The following is a 20,405-nucleotide window of genomic DNA, read 5'->3' as shown; positions in this document are numbered from 1 at the left end:
TGTGCAAATATAGACATATTCTGATTTTTAGAAATAATGTTTGTAAAATAATTTTGGGTTCACTTTATTATTCAGATTTTTTATTTTTGTAAGAAAAAACTAAATATAGAAAGATGTTAATATCAGGATTCGATAATGATGATGTTGAGAGAGATATCAAAAATATTCAAAATCAATATGGTTTTGAATTTCCGGAGCAATACAATAATTTTTTACTAAAATATAATGGTGGAAAAACACCAGAAACAAGTTTTAGAATTAATAAAATCTCATCAGATATTAAGGGATTGTATGGAGTTGCTAAAGCAGATCCATTTTATAATTATAATTTTTATTTAGATAAACCATTTTTTTTAAACTTTTTAGCTGATGGTTTTGTTCCAATTGGTCATAATAGTTTTGGAGATTTTATTTTGATTGGAATTGGAGAAAATAACATGGGTAAAATATTTTTTTTTTACCACGATAGAGCAGGGAAATATATTGAATTAACTCAAAATTTTATACAATTTATTGAGAAATGTAAAAGTACTAAAATAGGGAAAATAAGATCAATTGAAGAACGGATAGAAGACATGAGAATACTTGGAAAAGAGGATAAAATTACCCCTGAAAAACTTCAAGGCTGGCAGGATGAAATAGATAATTATGCTAACCTAAAACAAATAGAATTGGTTATTTAAAAGTTTAATTATTTTAGAATTAAGATTAAATATTGTTTGAAATCTGACAATTGTCATTATCCCCGTCTTTCTAAATTTTGTATTTTTATTCTATCCTAAAAATCAAACCAATATGAAAAGCATCGTAGCCAAAGCATTATTCAACAGTCATTCTTATGCTGAATACAGAAAATTAGTAACCGATTTATTGTCTGAAGGAAAGTCGACAGGAAACGAACAATCGGAAAGTTTGACTAATTATTCCAAATTAAACGAAGCGAGAATGAACAGACTGGAGAAAACCATACAAATTGCAGAACCTATTATTGATAAACTACAACATTTAGATAATCATTACATTTGGCTGGTACTTTCTGAAGGCTGGTGCGGCGATGCAGCGCAGATTCTTCCCATTTTAAATAAAATGGCTTTGGCTTCAAACAAAAAAGTGGATCTAAGAATAGCTTTGCGTGATGAAAATGATGATTTAATGAATCAATATCTCACAAATGGCGGAAGGGCAATTCCTAAAGTAATTGTTATTTGTAAAGAAGCCGGAATTGTTCGTGCCGATTGGGGACCAAGACCAAAAGGTGCCGCTGAATTAATGGCAAATCACAAAAGAGAGGTTGGCCCAATTGATGAAAAGATAAAAACAGATTTACAATTGTGGTATTTGGCAGACAAAGGAATCTCGGTTCAAGAAGAATTGCTTGAAATTATGGAGAATATTAAATATAATCGACTTTGATTTTGGTAATGTGTTGATAACAAATAATTTGGTTGATAAAATTATCTTAAAGTGTTTTTATTTTACTTCTTATTTTGTAACTTAGTAAATATAATCCCACTTCTATTATAACTTTCTGATTTACTCTTTTTATTGGTGTTTATTTATTGTCTAACATTAAAATACACTATTATGAAAAAGTTATTTGAAAGATTTTATGATTTCTTTTCTCAATTTTTATTTGGAGGGAAAAATGTGCCTCACTATTAACTCAATGAATCAGTATGAGATAATTGTACTATTTGTTTAAAGAGTTGGCACATTACTATTTTCAAATTTGTAATGTGCTATTTTTATTTTTTACTGCAGGCTTTCCTCGAAAAGAGTAATATCAATCGCATTTTTTACATCGTAATTGCCAATTTTGGTGCGGCGTAATACAGTTAAATGTGAACCTGAATTCATCGCTTTTCCGAAATCGTAAGCTAGAGAACGAATGTAAGTTCCTTTACTGCAAACTACTCTAAAGTCGATTTCTGGCAGTGCAATTCTTGTAATTTCAAATTCATGAATAGTAGTTTTTCTACTTTCAATTTCTACAGATTCTCCAGCACGCGCATGCTCGTATAAACGAACTCCGTCTTTTTTAATAGCCGAAAAAATAGGCGGTTTTTGATCTATTTCTCCTAAAAACTGCTTTACCGTTTCGTGAATCAAAGCTTCATCGATATGATCTGTTGGGAAAGTCTGGTCGATTTCTGTTTCTAAATCGTACGACGGAGTAGTGGCTCCGATGTAAAAAGTTCCAGTATATTCTTTTACCTGACCTTGAAGCTCCGAAATTCTTTTGGTGAATTTTCCAGTACAAATCAATAAAAGTCCAGTCGCCAGCGGATCTAAAGTTCCGGCGTGACCAATTTTGAACTTTTTAGGAAGTCCAATTTTATTAATTAAAAGGTATTTTAATTTATTGACAGCTTGAAACGAACTCCATTTTAATGGTTTGTCAATCAATAAAACTTGTCCGTCTAAATATTCTTCAGGTGTCATTATATGATGGTAAGCGGGTGAATGAAAAAGTGAATCAATAATAAAATGATTCCAGCTAAGATTCGGTAATAACCAAAAACTTTAAAGCCATTTTTAGTTAAAAATCCGATGAAAGTTTTAATGGCCAAAAGTGCTACAATAAAAGCAACAATGTTTCCGATAACAAGCATATTAATTTGCTCGTGAGACAATTCAAATCCTGCTTTGTAATAATCGTAACATTTTTTTGCTGTTGCCCCTAACATAGTAGGAACTGCTAAGAAAAATGAAAATTCAGCAGCAGAAGTTCTTGTTAGTTTTTGTGACATACCACCTACAATACTAGCACCGCTTCGTGAAACTCCAGGAATCATTGCCAGACATTGAAATAGTCCAATTTTAAAAGCTTTTGCGTAAGTAATCTCAGTTGAAACTTCAGGATCATTTGGTTTGTTGAACCATTCGTCTACTTTCAATAAAATAATTCCTCCAATTAGAAGTGAAATAGCAACCGTAACGGGATTTTCTAATAAACCATCAATAAAATCACTTAATAGTAATCCTAAAACAACTGCAGGAATAAAAGCAACTAGAAGTTTAAAATAGAAATCAAAAGTTTGAAAGAAACGTTTGAAATATAAAATTACAACCGAAAGTATAGCACCAAGTTGAATTACAATGGTAAAAAGTTTAGTGAAATCGTCATGAGCGATTCCAAAAAATGAAGAGGCAATAATCATGTGTCCAGTTGAAGAAACAGGTAAAAATTCTGTAATTCCTTCAATAATGGCAAGAACGATAGCTTGTAATGTATTCATTTAAATTAGATTTTTAGATTTTAGTCCCGAAGCGTCGGGATAGACTTTTAGACTTTTTTAGAAAAGATTAATCTAATAATCTAAGATGTCTGAAAATTCTAAGTAGTCTAAGAAAGTCTATTTAGATTTTTTGAAAATAGAATAAATCGTAATTCCAAAACCGATTAAAACAGTTGTCGGCGCTAAACGGATACGTCTAAAACTAAAAATATCTTCGTTAAAAACATTCGGATCTTTACTTCCTCCGCCAGACATTAGAATAAATCCTAATGCAATAACAGCAATACCAATTAGTAAGATTTTATAATTGATGCCGTCAAAAAGGAATTCCTGTTTTGGCTGTGCCTGAGCTTGTTCTTTGTTATTGTTGTTGTTTTTCATTTTGTCATTGCGAGGTACGAAGCAATCTCACCCTCTTTTGAGTTTATTTTTATCTAAAGCAATCTAAAATTAATAAAGATCGTCAGTTCTTAAATTCAAGAAACGTTGTGTTGCAAAATGTGTGCTGATCCAAGTAATCAAAACACCTAATCCGAAAACAGCAACTAAAACCAAAGCGATTAAAACTTTGTCTTCTAAAATTCCTAAACCAGGGAAATTAGTTTCTACATAAATTAAAAGTGCAATCAAGGCGATAATTGCCAAACCAGCGCCCAGCATGCCTAATTTTACACTTCGCATTACAAATGGTTTACGAATAAATGCTTTGGTTGCTCCAACCATCTGCATAGTTTTGATGATAAAACGATTAGAGTGAATTGATAAACGCAGTGAACTATTGATTAATAAAACAGCAATTATAGTAAGGAAACCACTGATTATTAAAATCCACATACTAACTTTTTTGATGTTGTCATTTACCAGATTTACCAATTGTTTGTCATAAACAATATCTTCAATCATGGTATTTTTTTTTAAATTACTTTCAATCTCTAAAATGCTGTCTCTTTCAACATAATCAGCTTTTAAGTGAATGTCGTATGAATTTAATAACGGATTTTCTCCTAAAAAAGTTAGAAAGTCTTCACCAATAATGTCAGTGTGTTCTTTAGCTGCTTTTTCTTTAGAAACATAAGCAAAAGATCTAGCGAATGGTGCTCTTTTCAATTCGGTATTAAAAGCCTTTATGACACTGTCATTAGCTTCATTTTTAAAGAAAACGGTCATTGCGATTTTTTCTTTAAAATCGTTGGCCAGTTTTTTAGAATTAATAATGAATAATCCCAGTACTCCCAAAAGGAATAAAACCAAGAATACACTTAATACAACCGAAAAATAAGAGGAAATTAACCTGCGCTTTTGAAATTTATCAAAGTTAGAACTCATAGTTTGCTTAAATTATGTGGTAAAAATAATAAAGAATTTCTTTATTTAAAGTTAATAACGAACTTTTATACTATAAATGTACAATTTGATATTGAATAAAAGTTTATTTAACTGCAAACAAGAATAAGTTTTTTTAAGATTACTTATCTGAGGGCATAAAGCAGATTTTACCGCAAAGTGCGCAAAGTAATTTAAATTGTATAAAACACAAAGCTGCGCAAAGTTATAGCGGCATAAAGCTTTGTGAACTTATATGTTTTGAATCTACCGCTAAATAAAAACCTTAGCGAACTTTGCGGTTGAAAAAAACGGTGAACCTTAAAATTTACTTTCAAAAACTACATGAAATGCGACTCAATATTAAGTATTTTTAATAATTTGAATAAGTATTTTGATATTTTATTTGTTTGTCTATGAAATGCTTTGGTACAAACCACAATAAATGTAAATTTGCGGCTAATTAACTAGTGAAAAGCCTTAGAACCTTAGTCACTTAGAATCTTAGTCACTTAGAAATGAAATACAATCCAAACGAAATTGACGCCAAATGGCAAAAATATTGGGCAGAAAATCAAACTTTTGCAGCAAAAAATAACTCTGAAAAACCTAAACATTATGTACTCGATATGTTTCCTTATCCATCTGGAGCGGGATTACACGTTGGGCATCCGCTGGGTTATATAGCTTCAGACGTTTATTCTCGTTTCAAAAGACATCAAGGTTTCAATGTTTTGCACCCAATGGGTTACGATAGTTTTGGATTACCTGCAGAACAATATGCAATCCAGACAGGACAGCGTCCAGAAGATACAACACGCGTAAATATTGACGGTGGTGTAGACAAAGAAGGAAAACAAATCGCAGGATATAGAAAACAATTAGATAAAATCGGGTTTTCGTTTGACTGGAGTCGTGAAGTGCGAACTTCAAATCCTGATTATTACAAACATACACAATGGATTTTTATTCAATTGTTCAATTCTTGGTATTGCAAAAAACAAGGAAAAGCATTTGATATTTCAGAATTGATAACTGTTTTTGAAGAAAGTGGAAACGCATTAGTTGAGGCAGTTTGCGATGATAACGTAGTAATTTTTACTGCTGATGAATGGAATTCTTATTCTGATGATCAAAAAGAAAAAATCTTGTTGCAATACAGAATGACGTATTTGGCAGAAACCGAAGTAAACTGGTGTCCAGGCTTAGGAACTGTTTTGGCAAATGACGAAATTGTAAACGGAGTTTCAGAACGTGGAGGCTTTCCTGTTATAAGAAAAAAAATGACACAATGGAGTATGCGAATTTCTGCTTATGCCGAACGCTTGCTTCAAGGTTTGAATGATATTGATTGGAGTGAGTCTATAAAAGAATCACAAAGAAACTGGATTGGAAAATCAGTTGGTGCGTTGGTGACTTTTAATGTGAAAAATCATAACGAAGTTATAGAAGTGTTTACGACAAGACCTGATACTATTTTTGGAGTTACATTTATGACTTTGGCGCCAGAACATGATTTGGTGGCTAAAATTACAACTCCAGAACAAAAAGCTACTGTTGAAGCCTATATAGAAAAAACAGCAAAACGTTCTGAGCGTGAGCGTATGGCGGATGTAAAAACTATTTCGGGAGTATTTACAGGTGCTTATGCTGAACATCCATTTACAAAAGAAGCAATTCCAGTTTGGATTGGGGATTATGTTTTGGCAGGTTACGGGACAGGTGCTGTAATGGCGGTTCCTTGCGGAGACGAAAGAGATTACGCTTTTGCTAATTTCTTTAAAGGTCAAAACGGAATGCAGGAAATCAAAAATATCTTCGCTAATGTTGATATTTCAGAAGCTGCGTACGGATCAAAAGACAACGTTGAAATCGCAAATTCTGATTTTTTAAACGGATTAAATTATAAAGAGGCAACTCAAAAAGCAATTGCTGAATTAGAAAAAATTGGTCAGGGAACTGGTAAAACAAATTACCGTTTGCGTGATGCTGTTTTCTCTCGTCAGCGTTATTGGGGCGAACCATTCCCAGTTTATTATGTAAACGGATTGCCAAAAATGATTGATGCACAACATTTACCAATTATTTTGCCAGAAGTAGAAAAATATTTACCAACAGAAGATGGTCTGCCTCCATTAGGAAATGCAGCAGTTTGGGCTTGGGATACAAAACAAAATAAAGTTGTCGATACTGATTTAGTTGATAATGTTTCGATTTTTCCTTTAGAATTGAACACTATGCCAGGTTGGGCAGGAAGTTCATGGTATTGGATGCGTTACATGGATGCACACAATGAAAACGAATTTGCAAGCAAAGAAGCTTTGGCTTATTGGGAAAATGTAGATTTATATATCGGAGGAAGCGAGCACGCAACAGGTCACTTATTGTATTCTCGTTTCTGGAATAAATTCTTAAAAGATAAAGGTTTTGCTCCAACTGAAGAGCCATTCAAAAAACTGATCAATCAGGGAATGATTTTGGGAACTAGTGCGTTTGTTTACAGATTAGAAGGAACAAATACTTTTGTATCTAAAAATAAAATTGGAGATCAAAAAGTACAGCCAATTCACGCTGACGTTTCAATGGTAAATTCATCAGATGAATTAGATGTTGAAAAATTCAAAGCTTGGAGAGAAGATTATGCTGATGCAGAATTCATTTTAGATGATAACGGAAAGTATATCGTTGGACGCGAGGTTGAGAAAATGTCAAAATCAAAATATAATGTGGTAACTCCAGATGATATTTGTGATGAATACGGTGCCGATACATTGCGTTTGTATGAAATGTTCTTAGGTCCGTTAGAGCAGGCAAAACCTTGGAATACAGCTGGAATTTCTGGTGTATTTGGTTTCTTGAAAAAATTATGGAGATTGTATTTTGATGATAATGGTTTAATCGTAAACAACGACGAACCGACAAAAGACAACTTAAAATCATTGCATAAAACAATCAAGAAAGTGGCTGATGATATTGAGAATTTCTCTTTCAATACTTCGGTTTCTCAATTTATGATTTGTGTAAACGAATTGTCTTCTCAAAATTGTCATTCAAGAGCGATTTTAGAGCCGTTAGCAATTTTAGTTTCGCCATATGCGCCTCATATTGCAGAAGAATTATGGTCGCAGTTAGGACATACAACTTCTATTTCTGAAGTTGCTTTTCCAATTTTTGATGAGAAACATTTAATCGAAACCAATAAAGAGTACCCAGTTTCTTTCAACGGAAAAATGCGTTTCACAATCGAATTACCTTTGGATTTAACCAAAGAACAAATCGAAGAAATCGTAATGAAAGACGAAAGAACTCAAAAACAGTTAGATGGAAAAACTCCAAATAAAGTAATTATTGTTCCTGGGAAAATAATTAACCTAGTCGGTTAATTATTTTAAAATTCCAATATTAAAAATTCCAAATTCCAATTTTACGATTGGGTTTGGGATTTTTTTTATGCTTGTTTTTCTCGCCACGAATTCACGAATTTTATTTTTTAAAAACATATAGTTTGTCATTTCGACGAAGGAGAAATCTTCACAAGTAACTCTACAAAGATTGGCGATTTCACAAGTAACTCTACAAAGATTGGCGATTTTGATTGCGGAGCTACTCGCGAAGATTTCTCCTTCGTCGAAATGACAAGATTGAGGAAAAACTTTGCGGTTAAAAACCCGCGCAAACATTGGCGTTTTAAATTTTTTTATTAAAAATTTAAAAACTTTTGTAACATTTTAATAGTCGTCGTATCAAAAGCATGGATCCGATTTAATTAACAACTTAAAACTATTAAAAATGAAAAAGTATATTTTAATTATCGCCCTTTTATTTTCTGCATTATGCGTGAATGTTTTTGCACAAACAAAATCATATCCTTTTGAAGTTATTAAAACAGGAAAAGGAAAACAATCTATAATATTCATTCCAGGATTTGCTTCTTCAGGGGAAGTTTGGAACGAAACCAAAGCAGTTTTCGAAAAAGATTTTACTTGTTACACACTTACAATGGCTGGATTTGCCGGAGTAAAACCACAACCTAATCCTTCATTCGAAAACTGGAAAGCAGGAATTGCCGATTATATCAAAGACAATAAAATCGAGAAGCCAATTTTAGTTGGCCACAGTATGGGTGGCGGATTGGCGCTTGCAATCGCATCTGATTATCCGGATTTAATTGGTAAAATTGTGGTTGTCGACGCGCTTCCGTGTTTGGCAGCTTTGAGCGATCCTTCTTTTAAATCAAAAGAAAATAATGATTGTTCGCCAATGGTTACTCAAATGGCAGCAATGAATGAAACGCAGTTTTATGATATGCAGAAACAAACGATGCCGAGACTTTTGCAAGATTCATCAAAATTAGAAATGGTTGTAGACTGGAGTGTAAAATCGGATCGAAAAACTTTTTCGGAAGTGTATTGCGATTTCTTTAATATCGATTTGAGAGAAAGAATCTCGGCGATAAAATGTCCGTCATTAATTTTATTAGAATCTTATTTTATAAATTTAAAACCGGCAATCGAAGGGCAGTATAAAAACTTGAAAACAGCTAATTTTCAATATGCGGATAAAGGTTTACATTTTATAATGTACGATGACAAAGATTGGTATTTGGCACAATTAAACTCTTTTATAAAATCTTAAAATGGAATTCGAAGATATCTACAAAACATATTGGGATAGAATTTTTAGGCTTTGCATGGGTTTTGTAAACGATTATGACGCCGCGCAGGATTTGACTCAGGAAACGTTTATAATTGTCTGGCAGAAACTGGAAACCTTTAGAAATGAATCTTCTATTGGAACCTGGATTTTTAGGATTGCTTCTAACAATTGCCTGAGGCAGATCGAAAAACAGAAGCGTTTTCCGAAATCAGAGCTGCCTGTTCATCTTTCAGAAGAAAAACAAACCTCATTAGAACCTCAAATTCAGTTTTTATACAAATGTATTGCTGAATTACCCGAAACAGAACGTATTATTATTTCGCTGGAATTAGAAGATGTAAAGCAGACAGAAATTGCCAAAATTGTTGGACTTTCTGATGCAAATGTACGAGTAAAAATTCACAGGATAAAAGAAAAATTGACCGAAAAATTTAAAGAAAATGGACAACGATAACAATATAGATTTTAAAGACTTATGGAAAAAACAATCTGTAAGTCAGCCAGATATGAAGGATTTGCTGGCAAGAGTAACCAAGTTCAAAAAGGCAGGATTAAGAAGTTTATGGATTGTTAATATATTGCTTTTGGCTACCTGTATGTTTATTGTTTGTATTTGGATATATTATCAACCACAATTTATTTCGACTAAGATCGGAATTATTATAACGATTCTGGCCATGGTGATTTATTTATTCACCTATAATAAATTACTGAGCAAGTATAAAAATATTGAAGCCACACAAACCAATCAAGAGTATCTTCAAAATTTAATTATAATTAAAAAGAAACAACAATTTCTGCAGACCAAAATGATGACTTTTTATTTTCTGGCGCTTACAGTTGGTATTTGTTTATATATGTATGAATATGCCAGTAGAATGACGCTTTTAGGAGCTGGTTTAACGTATGGTATTACTTTATCATGGATGTGGTTCAATTGGTTTTATCTTCGCCCGAAACAAGTCAAAAAACAGCAGGAGAAAATAAATAGTCTAATTGAGAAGTTTGAAGAAGTGAACAATCAATTAGAGTTATAAAAAAAGAAGCTTCGTAATATTACGAAGCTTTACTTTTTACCAAAAAACTAAAATCTAAATTTTAAAGTAAGATTTATAGAGGAAAAACGTAAGGAGTAAGAGATAAAACAATTATTCCGTCGCTAGTTGCTGTTGCAGTTAGTTCGTTTTGCAATTTTCCGCCAACATAAATTTTACCAGTTAAAGTTTGTCCAGCAACTCCGCCATATCCGCTTGCGCTTAATGATGCTCCCATAGATTTTGCTTCAGCTGTAAATTCTTTAGTCCAAGGAAGCTTAGTAATGTCTTCATTTAGTGCGTTCCCGCCTTTTTCAAAATAAACAGTAGATAGTGTTCCTGTATAATTTCCAGTTATTTCATATTTTACATCTCTTGAAGCTGTTCCAGTGTTATTATCGTCATTGTCGCTGCTGCAAGAAACTGCTGTAAAAGCAAGAGTCAATACAATTGCTAAAGTTTTTAAAATCGATTTCATAATAAAATTCTTAAATTAATATTCATAGTCAAACAAAATTAGACCCTTACTAAAGAGATATCAATACCTGATAAAATGTATTTTTTATTACCTGATATCAGGTAAAAGAGCGGATTTTTTTTCGAAAGTCATTAAGCTTTAATAACTTTGAGTAAATACCCATTTATGAAGAAAATCTACGCCTTTATCTTTTTTTTATTTTTTTCTGCTATTTCCAATTCACAAGTAATTCTTTCATTAGATGACGATACGGTTTACATTGACAGTATTGTTAAGTTTACAAAAAATGTAAAGTCCGACAGCATTAAAAGTTTGAACAGTTTTAGACTGTCCAAATTATTTTTAATGGTTCAGGATGCCAAAAAATCCAAAGAATATCTCGAACAAGGAAATCGATTAAAAGCAAAATTTCCTTTCTTACGGGATATTTCGCTTTATTATAATGCTTACAGTTTTATTGAAAAAGGCGATATAGATGGTTTCGAAAAAGCCTTATTAGAAGCTAATGAAAAACTTAAAAAATACCGCTATAAGGAAGCATATAGAATTCGGGCAATTATACTTCAGAATTATGGCATTATGCAGCAACGCAAGAATAATGAAAATGCTTATATGCGTCTGTTGGTGAATGAAGCAATTCCTATTGCCAAAAAAAGCGGTGATTATGAGTTAATCAGCGGTTTAAATAAAGCCGTTGCCATTATTTTCATGAATAATGGCGAAAGGGAAAAAGCTGCAGAATATCTCGATCAAGCCCAAAAATATATCGAAAATACTACTAAAAAGTCTCCGACGCTGGCAGAGTCTAAAATGGAAACTTATATCATAAATGCAGAGAATTTGGTAGAACTTAAACATTTTTATGATGCTAAAAGTATACTCGATAAAGCCTTTTTGACTTTAAAAAATTATCCAGAATCAAATTTGAATGATTCTTATTTTTATGCAGAAGGGATTTATTATGCTAAACAAAATAAACACAATGAAGCATTAATAAGTTTTGAGAAAGGCATAAATTCTTCTGTAAAACATGGTAACTCTATCGCATTAAACAGATTAAAATTTGCGGAGTATGAAGTGCTTTTTAAACTCAAAAACTACGATAAAGCCAAAAGTAATCTAGAATATTTGGTGCAAAACACACCATTTATTGTTGACAAAAAAAATTATTATAAAGAATTATCTAAAGTTTATAATGCGACAAAAGAATACTCCAAAGCTTATTTGTACTCGCACAAATACAATGTTATAAATGATAGTTTGAACGATGCCAATCTGAAAAACGAAATTATAGAACTCGAGGCAAAATATAAAAAAGCAGAAAGTGAGAAAAAAATCTCTTTACTGCAGTCAGAAAATGAAAAAGCAGTTTTACAAGTCAATAATAATCGATTAAACACAATGCTTTTTGCGGCGCTTTCGTTTCTGTTGTTCCTTACAGTTTTGTTTTTATGGATTTATAATAACTATCAAAAAAAGCTGAGCTTTCAGAAAGAAGTCAATTTGCAGCAAGAATTATCAGCGCTGGAAAATCAACAGAAATTATCGATTTCAAATGCATTGATTCAAGGTGAAGAAATCGAACGAAAGAGAATTGCCAGAGATTTACACGATGGATTAGGAAGTATGCTTTCTGGCTTGAAAATGCATTTGAGTCTTGTCAACCGAGAAAATAACGAAAACAGTCCGAACATTAATGAAATGCTAAACGACTCGATTAAAGAGCTTCGTAATATTTCTCAAAATTTAATGCCCGAAAGTTTAATGAAATTGGGGCTGGAACATGCGTTGAAAGATTTGTGTGTTTCTCATTCTACTTTAGAAACTGCAGTTGAGTTTCAGTATTTAATTAAAAAATCAAAATTTCCGCAGCATTTTGAAATTATGATTTATCGAATAATTCAGGAACTTCTAAATAATGCTTTAAAATATGCTAAAGCTTCACAAATTTTAGTTTCCTGTTCGCAGAATAAAGATGTGTTCTTTATTACTGTAGAAGACAATGGAGTAGGATTTAATGTAAAACACGCCGAAAAAAGAGAAGGTATGGGATTGAGAAATATTAAAAACCGCGTCGCATTTTTGAATGGGAAACTAGAAATTGATTCGGTTGTCAATAAAGGGACTTCAGTATATATTGAATTAAAAATTTAAATCCAGACAATATAAATGACACATAAAACAGTAATTGTAGACGATCATCCGATTGTAATTTCGGGAATAGCAGGTTTGTTGTCGGATTTGGATGCTATTAAGATCGTAGAAAAATTTGAGTCGGGAGTATCTCTTTTAGAATATATCGAAGACAATAAAGTTGATCTCATCTTAATGGATATTTTCCTGCCGGTTATAAATGGCGTTGACTTGTGTAAAACCATTAAACAAAAACATCCTAAAATTGTAATTATCGGTATGAGCAGTCAATCTGAAAGAAGTCTGGTAATGCAGTTTATTCAAAATGGAGGGAATGGCTATATCTTGAAAAATGCCTCTTTTGATGAATTTAAAAATTGTATTTATAAAGCTATTGAAGGCGAAATTGTTTTTAGTGAAGAAGTAAAAACCATAATCAGCCAGCCTTTGTCTGAAGATTTAGAGCGTATTCCTGCTTTAAGCAGAAGAGAGCGCGACATTGCATTACTGTTGTCTCAAGGAAAATCGACTCAGGAAATTGCAGATGATTTATTTTTGAGTTTCTTGACGGTTCAAACGCATCGGCGCAATATTCTTCAAAAATATAAAATGAAAAACGTAGCAGAATTGATTGCTTTTCTGCTTAAGAACAATATGTTAAACTGAGACAAATTCGGTAAATAAATGTCAAAATGACATTTTGTTAAAATGGTTCATAATTTGCAGTTTGTTTTGTAAATTTAAAAATCAATCTAAAAACACTAGAAAATATGGGATCTGGATATCTAATTATTGCTGGAGCTATAATGTTGTTCAGCTGGCTGGTAAGTTCTCAGCTAAAGAGTAAATTCGAATTATATTCAAAATTGCAACTAAGAAACGGAATGAGCGGTGCTGAAATTGCCGAAAAAATGCTTGCTGATAACGGAATTACAGATGTTCGTGTTATTTCAACACCAGGTCAGTTAACAGACCATTATAATCCTTCAGATAAAACAGTAAATTTAAGTGAAGCCGTTTATAATCACAGAAACGCCGCAGCTGCAGCAGTTGCAGCACACGAATGCGGTCACGCCGTACAGCATGCAATTGGTTACGAATGGCTGACAATGCGTTCGAAATTAGTGCCAATCGTAAGCGTTGCTTCAAACTACGTACAATGGATTTTAATTGCGGGAATCTTAATGATTAAAGTTTTTCCACAATTACTATTAGTTGGGATTATCGTTTTCGCGGCAACAACCTTGTTTTCGATTATTACACTACCTGTAGAATACGACGCAAGTAACCGTGCGCTGGCTTGGTTAGAAAATAAACACATGCTGACACAAGAAGAACAGGCAGGAGCAAAAGATGCTTTAAAATGGGCTGCAAGAACTTATGTAGTGGCTGCAATTGGTTCTATTGCCACGTTGCTGTACTATATCTCGATTTATTCGGGAAGCAGGAGAAATTAATTAATTTAAATTTTCAATATTTTAAAATTCCAAATTCCAAATCTGTTAGGTTTGGAATTTTTTTATTCTTTCCGATAACGAATGAATCAGTAATACTTTTCGAATTTGGAATTTGGATTTTGAAAATTGGAATTTTAGATTGCTAAAGCTGAATCTGTCTATCAATCTGCTGATCTAAAGAAATAAAAGTTTCCGTTCTAGAAACACCTTCAATAGCTTGAATTTTGGTATTTAGCAACTGCATTAAATGTTCGTTATCACGACAGATGATTTTAATTAAAACAGACCAGTTTCCAGTAGTATAATGGCATTCTAAAACTTCAGGAATTTTTCTTAAGTTCTTTGACAGCTTCCGAATTTCGGGAAGCTTTATCCAAATAAACTCCAATAAACGCCATTGTGTTGTAACCTAAAACCTTTGGGTTTACAGTAAATTTAGACCCAGAAATAACGCCGGATTGCTCTAGTTTTTTTAATCTCTGATGAATTGCAGCACCAGAAATTCCGATTTTATTGGCGATTTGCAAAATTGGTTTTCGGGCATCGTCCATTAAATATCGAAGGATTTCTTTGTCGATACCGTCAATTTCAATTAAGAGGGAGTTGATTTTCATAACTTACAATTTGAAACTATTTTTTGTGATTTGGGTTTAGAATAGAAATCAAATGTAATTAAAATGGCTTGTAAATAGAAATTCCAATGCAAAAAATCCAAATTCCAATTTAAGAAAATCCAAATGCGTTCCAGTGGTTGAAACCACTTATTGTGTTTGATTTATGAAGTCGTTAAAACAAAAAATCCAAATCCCAGTGATTAGTTGGAATTTGGATTTTTAAAATTATATATTTCTTAAGGTTATTTTCCTTTGTTTGCTTCGGCAACGTATTTTTCTAGAGCCATTGTCATAGAAGGTGTTTCAGGAGTTGGAGCAAGAATATCAATTCTTAAACCATGATCTAAAGCTTCTTTTTGAGTTGTGCTTCCAAATACTGCGATTCTGGTGTCGTTTTGTTTGAAATCTGGGAAATTCTTAAACAGCGATTTAATTCCAGTTGGGCTGAAAAAAGCTAAAACGTCATAATAAACATCTGCCAAATCAGACAAATCGCTCATTACAGTTCTGTAAAAAATAGCTTGTGCCCAATCTACTTTAAGACTGTTTAATGTTATAGGAGCATCTGCATTTAATTGATCAGATGCAGGAAGTAAAAACTTTTCGTCTTTGTACTTCTTAATCAGCGGAGATAAATCCGCAAAATCTTTTGCTCCAACGTAAATTTTACGTTTTCTGTACACAACATACTTTTGAAGGTAAAACGCAACAGCCTCAGATTGACAGAAATACTTCAATCCTTCAGGAACTTTATAACGCATTTCATCAGCAACTCTAAAAAAATGATCTACAGCATTTCTACTTGTTAAAATGATCGCAGTGTAATGATTAAGATCGATTTTTTGTAATCGAATCTCTTTTGCGCTAACCCCTTCCACATGAATAAATGGTCTGAAATCAATTTTTATTTTGTGTTTTTGTTGGAGCTCAAAGTAAGGAGAATTCTCCACTTTAGGTTCAGGCTGTGACACCAAAATTGTTTTCACTTTCATATTATAAACATTTTCTAAGCACTCCCTTTTGTTATCCAATAATAAAGAAAATAATAAGGGGCTATTTCAAGAGCGCAAAGATATAAAATAAAATAAAATAACTTGCTGATAATTGCGTTTTGATATGTTTTAATTGAAATAAAGTAAGAGTATACACTAATACACAGGGAAATACCTATGATTATTATCGGTATGATTTGTGGAATATTATTGTAATAGAACAAAATAGCATTGATTGGAAGGATTAAAACGCCAATATATGTTCTGTAAGTTACTTTTTGTAAGTTAAAAAGTTCTACAAATTCATCAATGTTGAATGAAGTTGCTACGATTTTCTCGATTAAATACTTTCCTAAAATGAAATAAAGAAGGAAAGTTGCGATCTGAATAAACAAAACCCAATCAGTTTTAGAGGCCTGTCCAAAAATGTTCATCGTAAGCAAAATGAAAAATGCGTACGAAACAATTTGTACAAAAAATAAACCAACTGTAAAACTGCTTTTTAAATGGTTGTTGTCGCGATAAATTTTAGCATATTTATCAGAAAAAATAAGTTTACTAAATTCACTAAATCTAGTTTCATAAGCAGATTTTGTCATGGCAACAACAGCAAAGGTCAGCACAAACAAAAGTGTTGCCCAGTCTTTGTTTTCCAGAATTCGAGGATGAAGTTGTTCAATCATAGCGTTACAAAATTAGTAATTTTTTGATGCAATACTTTTATTATATATTTATTATGAATCAAATGCTATAAAAAGTTTACTTTTGCGGTGAAATTACCGAGAAAAAATGAATGATAGTATTGTCATAATTCCCACATATAACGAAATTGAGAATATAGAAAGTATAGTAAGAGCAGTACTTTCGCAGCATAAATCTTTTCATCTGCTGATTATTGATGACAATTCTCCTGATCATACTGCAAAAAAAGTGATTGCATTACAGGAAGAATTTCCAGATAAGCTTTTTTTAGAACAAAGAACCAAAAAATCAGGTTTAGGAACAGCTTATGTTCATGGCTTCAAGTGGGCTTTAGAACGCAATTATCAATTTATTTTTGAAATGGATGCCGATTTTTCCCATAACCCAAATGATTTAGAAAAGCTGTACGATGCCTGCCATTTTGGTGGCGCAGACCTTGCAATTGGTTCTCGTTATGTAACGGGTGTAAACGTTGTAAACTGGCCTCTAAGCCGAGTTTTGATGTCTTATTTTGCATCGGTTTACGTGAAATTTATCACAGGAATGAAAATTCATGATGCCACTGCAGGTTTTGTATGTTACAAACGAGAAGTTCTAGAAAAAATCAATTTGAATAAAATAAAATTTGTTGGGTATGCGTTTCAAATCGAAATGAAATACAGAACATATTGTGCAAAATTTCAAATTACAGAAGTTCCTATTATCTTTACAGATAGAACAAAAGGAGTTTCTAAAATGAGTAATGCCATTATTAAAGAAGCTATACTAGGCGTAATTTCACTTAGATTAAGAAAATTAGTCAATTCATTATAAACCAACATCATGAATAGGATTTTAATAAAAAATGCCAAAATTGTAAACGAAGGGACAATTTTTGAAGGAGATGTTTTAATAGAAAATGATTTGATTGTTGAAATTGCCGACAGCATTTCGTTAAAAACATCAGATTGTATAGTAATCGATGCCGAAGGAAGTTATTTAATGCCGGGAGCAATTGACGATCAAGTACATTTTAGAGAACCGGGTTTAACGCATAAAGGAGATATCGAATCTGAATCTCGAGCTGCTATTGCTGGAGGGATTACTTCTTTTATCGAGCAACCAAATACGGTTCCTAATGCAGTAACACAAGAAATTTTAGAAGATAAATATCAAATTGCATCTCAAAAATCATTTGCGAATTATTCGTTTATGATGGGTGCAACAAATGATAACTTGGAAGAGGTTTTAAAAACAAATCCAAAAAACGTTGCCGGAATTAAAATTTTCTTAGGTTCGTCAACAGGAAATATGCTGGTGGATAACGAAGCAGTTTTAGAAAAGATTTTTTCGAGCACACCAATGCTAATTGCGGTTCACTGCGAAGATGAAACTACAATTCAAAATAATCTTGCTGCTTTTAAAGAGCAGTATGGAGAAGATGTTCCCGTAACTGCGCATAATTTAATTAGAAGTGCAGAAGCGTGTTATATTTCTTCTTCAAAAGCAGTTGCTTTAGCAAAACGCACAGGAGCAAGACTTCATATTTTCCATCTTTCAACTGCAAAAGAAATGGAATTGTTTACGAATAAAATTCCGTTAGAAGATAAAAAGATTACTGCTGAGGTTTGTGTACATCATCTTTGGTTTACTGACGAAGATTATAAAACAAAAGGTAATTTCATTAAATGGAATCCAGCCGTAAAAACTGCCGAAGATCGTGCTGAACTTTGGAAAGCTTTGAACGACGGGCGAATTGATGTAATTGCTACAGACCACGCACCTCATACAAAAGAGGAAAAAATGCAGTCGTATTTAAAAGCTCCTTCTGGTGGTCCGCTTGTACAGCATGCTGTTGTAGCTATGTTTGAAGCACATCATCAAGGTAAAATAAGCGTGGAGAAAATAGTGGAAAAAATGTGCCACAATCCAGCTAAAATTTTCAAAATTGAAAAAAGAGGATTTATCAGAGAAGGCTATCACGCTGATTTAGTTATTGTAAATCCGAGCCTGCCTTGGAGTGTAAAACCAGAGAATATTTTATACAAATGCGGATGGTCGCCTTTTGAGAATTTTACTTTCAAATCAAGAATTACACATACTTTTGTAAACGGAGAATTGGTTTATAATAATTTCAAAGTAAAAGATACGAGAGCCGGAAAACGATTATTATTTGACAGATAAAAAACGACTATGAAGAATTTTATAGTAATAGTATTGGTTTTGTTTCTTTCTATAAGCTGCAAAAAAGAGCTAGTAAAACAGCCTGCGAAGCTTATTGAAAGAGAAAAAATGGTTGATATTATGTACGATTTGTCGCTTCTTGAAGCAATGAGGTATCAAAAGCCATTGTCTTTAGATTCGATAAACAGTGATCCAACAAAGTTTATTTTACAAAAATATAAAGTAGACAGTCTGCAGTTTGTTCAGAATAATATGTATTATGCTTCTGATTATGAAAGTTATAAAGATATGTTCGATGAGGTAAACAAGAGATTGGCTAAAAATCAAAGAGCAGCAGATTCTCTTGCAAAAATCGATGAGAAAAAAGCAGTAAAAGAGAATAAAAATAAGCCAAAGGAATTGAAGGAAGTTTCGAAAGATTCTGTCAAAAAAAGCATTCCAAAAATCAATATTGATTCTATAAAAATGGCGCAAAGAAAAAATAGAAGACAATTATAATTTTGAACTGTCTTTAATATACTGATGAATATCTGTAAAAACCGTTCCTAGAGCGGTTTTTATTTTTTCATTACTATACAAATTCTTAGAGTACGAAGCTTTTGCAGTTGCTTTGGTAATACTTCTTTCTCTAAAAAATAAGGTCGAAAATATTCCATCAGCAATCCATAAGAAATTCATAAAAAATGGTTTAGCATGAATATTTGGTCTTTTTGCATTTAATGCATCTGCAGCGGTATTTAAAAGATCTCTAAAAACAATGTTATCTGCAATTAATGTAAAACGTTCATTTATAATGATGCTTTTCATTAATTCAATAGTAGTTTTTATTACATCATCCACAGAAATAAATCCAGTACTTCCGAGTGTGTAAAACGGAAGACCGTTAGAAACTTTTTGGTAGATTTTACTGCTTCCTTCTTCAAAAATCGTCATTTTGGGCGGGCCTAAAATTACTCCAGGATTTACAATAATAACTTTTAAGCCTTCTTGTTGTCCGCGCCACACTTCCATTTCAGCACCATATTTAGAAATGGCGTAATCGCTATGTGGTTTTTCGGGATTCCAATCTGTTTCTTCGGTAATATGCGTTTCGTGTGCTGCAATATCGCCCAAGGCAGCGATTGAACTTATAAAACAAAATTTTTCTACGTTTTTGGCAATAGAAAAATTAACCATGTTTGCCGTTCCTTCGATATTTGTTTTTCTGAGTTTTTCCTCGTCTTTTGGATCAAACGAGATCAAGGCGGCGCAGTGATAAACCTGACTTATGTCGAGAAAAGCATTTTCTAAGGAAGGAACATCTAAAATATCAGCCTCAATCCAATTTATTTTTTCAAATAAATCTGGTTTTTTATAGAACTCAAAAACCGATTTTGTTTTTTCGATTTTACTTTTTGATCTATAAACAGCCCGAACATTTTCTCCATTTTCAATTAAATGAAGTAATAAATGTGCGCCGACTAAACCAGTTCCTCCAGTTACTAATACCATTTTGTAAAGATAAGTTTTTTGGTTTAAGGTGCAAAGAGACAAAGGTTCAAAGTTGCAAAGGTTTTGGTGTCGAAATAGATTTTGTAATTGACTTTTGCGATTGAAATTGATGTTGAAATTGAG

At 32.5% G+C, this 20,405-nt stretch carries 20 protein-coding genes and 1 pseudogene; 12 read left to right on the top strand and 9 right to left on the bottom strand.

The window, feature by feature from the left end:
- Window positions 1-113: 113 nt before the first annotated feature.
- Window positions 114-683 (top strand): SMI1/KNR4 family protein, encoded by a 570-nt coding sequence (locus QE431_RS20125; protein ID WP_307299691.1) that lies wholly within the window; start codon window positions 114-116, stop codon window positions 681-683.
- Window positions 684-795: 112 nt separating this feature from the next.
- A complete protein-coding gene (locus tag QE431_RS20120; protein WP_134142634.1) occupies window positions 796-1,413 on the top strand; it encodes a thioredoxin family protein in 618 nt (205 codons plus the stop codon).
- Between the two features lie 339 nt (window positions 1,414-1,752).
- Here QE431_RS20120 and truB read toward each other — a convergent pair whose 3' ends face one another.
- The 4 genes from truB to QE431_RS20100 all read right to left on the bottom strand — a co-directional run bounded on the left by truB (window position 1,753) and on the right by QE431_RS20100 (window position 4,565).
- Window positions 1,753-2,442, bottom strand: coding sequence for a tRNA pseudouridine(55) synthase TruB (gene truB, locus QE431_RS20115; RefSeq protein WP_307299689.1), 690 nt, complete (start codon window positions 2,440-2,442; stop codon window positions 1,753-1,755).
- The gene (locus QE431_RS20110; RefSeq protein WP_281866792.1) at window positions 2,442-3,239 is read right to left on the bottom strand and encodes an undecaprenyl-diphosphate phosphatase; all 798 of its coding nucleotides are present in this window, start codon (window positions 3,237-3,239) and stop codon (window positions 2,442-2,444) included. Before QE431_RS20110 ends, truB begins: the two co-directional genes overlap by 1 nt.
- A gap of 117 nt (window positions 3,240-3,356) precedes the next feature.
- Window positions 3,357-3,620, bottom strand: a complete 264-nt coding sequence (locus QE431_RS20105; RefSeq protein WP_307299686.1) for a DUF3098 domain-containing protein — start codon at window positions 3,618-3,620, stop codon at window positions 3,357-3,359.
- Between the two features lie 69 nt (window positions 3,621-3,689).
- Window positions 3,690-4,565 (bottom strand): ABC transporter permease, encoded by an 876-nt coding sequence (locus QE431_RS20100; RefSeq protein ID WP_057115125.1) that lies wholly within the window; start codon window positions 4,563-4,565, stop codon window positions 3,690-3,692.
- A 515-nt stretch (window positions 4,566-5,080) separates the two neighbouring features.
- On the opposite strand from QE431_RS20100, the gene leuS reads away from it, so the two are divergent.
- From leuS to QE431_RS20080, 4 genes are all read left to right on the top strand, one after another.
- Complete coding sequence (leuS, locus tag QE431_RS20095) at window positions 5,081-7,945, top strand: leucine--tRNA ligase (protein WP_307299684.1); 2,865 nt, start codon at window positions 5,081-5,083, stop codon at window positions 7,943-7,945.
- A gap of 406 nt (window positions 7,946-8,351) precedes the next feature.
- On the top strand, window positions 8,352-9,197 hold the full coding sequence (locus QE431_RS20090) for an alpha/beta fold hydrolase (RefSeq protein WP_307299683.1): 846 nt from the start codon (window positions 8,352-8,354) through the stop codon (window positions 9,195-9,197).
- Between the two features lies 1 nt (window position 9,198).
- Complete coding sequence (locus QE431_RS20085; protein WP_057115121.1) at window positions 9,199-9,672, top strand: RNA polymerase sigma factor; 474 nt, start codon at window positions 9,199-9,201, stop codon at window positions 9,670-9,672.
- Window positions 9,659-10,255 carry a hypothetical protein gene (locus QE431_RS20080; protein ID WP_307299680.1) on the top strand — a complete coding sequence of 199 codons (597 nt, stop codon included), beginning with the start codon at window positions 9,659-9,661 and terminating at the stop codon, window positions 10,253-10,255. The genes QE431_RS20085 and QE431_RS20080 overlap by 14 nt, the downstream gene beginning before the upstream one ends.
- A 73-nt stretch (window positions 10,256-10,328) precedes the next feature.
- Here the strand turns inward: QE431_RS20080 and QE431_RS20075 are convergent, their stop codons facing one another.
- Window positions 10,329-10,730: an MmpS family transport accessory protein gene (locus tag QE431_RS20075; RefSeq protein ID WP_057115119.1), complete on the bottom strand. Its 402-nt coding sequence runs from the start codon at window positions 10,728-10,730 to the stop codon at window positions 10,329-10,331.
- Window positions 10,731-10,895: 165 nt separating this feature from the next.
- On the opposite strand from QE431_RS20075, the gene QE431_RS20070 reads away from it, so the two are divergent.
- The 3 genes from QE431_RS20070 to QE431_RS20060 all read left to right on the top strand — a co-directional run bounded on the left by QE431_RS20070 (window position 10,896) and on the right by QE431_RS20060 (window position 14,320).
- Entirely contained in the window at window positions 10,896-12,884 is a 1,989-nt protein-coding gene (locus QE431_RS20070) for an ATP-binding protein (RefSeq protein ID WP_307299677.1), read from the top strand.
- Between the two features lie 15 nt (window positions 12,885-12,899).
- Window positions 12,900-13,529, top strand: coding sequence for a response regulator transcription factor (locus tag QE431_RS20065; RefSeq protein ID WP_307299675.1), 630 nt, complete (start codon window positions 12,900-12,902; stop codon window positions 13,527-13,529).
- Window positions 13,530-13,633: 104 nt separating this feature from the next.
- Window positions 13,634-14,320 (top strand): zinc metallopeptidase, encoded by a 687-nt coding sequence (locus QE431_RS20060; RefSeq protein ID WP_113676651.1) that lies wholly within the window; start codon window positions 13,634-13,636, stop codon window positions 14,318-14,320.
- Between the two features lie 142 nt (window positions 14,321-14,462).
- On the opposite strand, the pseudogene QE431_RS20055 reads toward QE431_RS20060, so the two are convergent.
- The 3 genes and pseudogenes from QE431_RS20055 to QE431_RS20045 form a co-directional block, all read right to left on the bottom strand.
- A pseudogene (locus tag QE431_RS20055) lies at window positions 14,463-14,934 on the bottom strand (Lrp/AsnC family transcriptional regulator).
- A gap of 242 nt (window positions 14,935-15,176) precedes the next feature.
- Window positions 15,177-15,926, bottom strand: a complete 750-nt coding sequence (locus QE431_RS20050) for a uroporphyrinogen-III synthase (protein WP_012022647.1) — start codon at window positions 15,924-15,926, stop codon at window positions 15,177-15,179.
- A 14-nt stretch (window positions 15,927-15,940) separates the two neighbouring features.
- Entirely contained in the window at window positions 15,941-16,609 is a 669-nt protein-coding gene (locus QE431_RS20045) for a DUF4271 domain-containing protein (protein WP_057115115.1), read from the bottom strand.
- Window positions 16,610-16,715: 106 nt separating this feature from the next.
- Here QE431_RS20045 and QE431_RS20040 point away from each other — a divergent pair, with 106 nt between their 5' ends.
- From QE431_RS20040 to QE431_RS20030, 3 genes are read left to right on the top strand one after another with little or no spacing between them, the layout of a single operon-like run.
- Window positions 16,716-17,441, top strand: a complete 726-nt coding sequence (locus tag QE431_RS20040) for a polyprenol monophosphomannose synthase (RefSeq protein ID WP_057115114.1) — start codon at window positions 16,716-16,718, stop codon at window positions 17,439-17,441.
- Between the two features lie 9 nt (window positions 17,442-17,450).
- Complete coding sequence (locus tag QE431_RS20035) at window positions 17,451-18,791, top strand: dihydroorotase (RefSeq protein WP_307299669.1); 1,341 nt, start codon at window positions 17,451-17,453, stop codon at window positions 18,789-18,791.
- Between the two features lie 9 nt (window positions 18,792-18,800).
- Entirely contained in the window at window positions 18,801-19,289 is a 489-nt protein-coding gene (locus QE431_RS20030) for a DUF4296 domain-containing protein (protein ID WP_307299667.1), read from the top strand.
- Here QE431_RS20030 and QE431_RS20025 read toward each other — a convergent pair.
- A complete protein-coding gene (locus QE431_RS20025; RefSeq protein ID WP_307299665.1) occupies window positions 19,284-20,282 on the bottom strand; it encodes an NAD-dependent epimerase/dehydratase family protein in 999 nt (332 codons plus the stop codon). The two genes, QE431_RS20030 and QE431_RS20025, sit on opposite strands and share 6 nt — an antisense overlap.
- Window positions 20,283-20,405: the final 123 nt, after the last annotated feature.

Origin of the sequence: Flavobacterium sp. SORGH_AS_0622 (assembly GCF_030818825.1) — a bacterium.
In the GTDB taxonomy this organism is placed as follows: Bacteria; Bacteroidota; Bacteroidia; order Flavobacteriales; family Flavobacteriaceae; genus Flavobacterium.
This window is presented reverse-complemented; position numbering and strand designations above follow the sequence as displayed.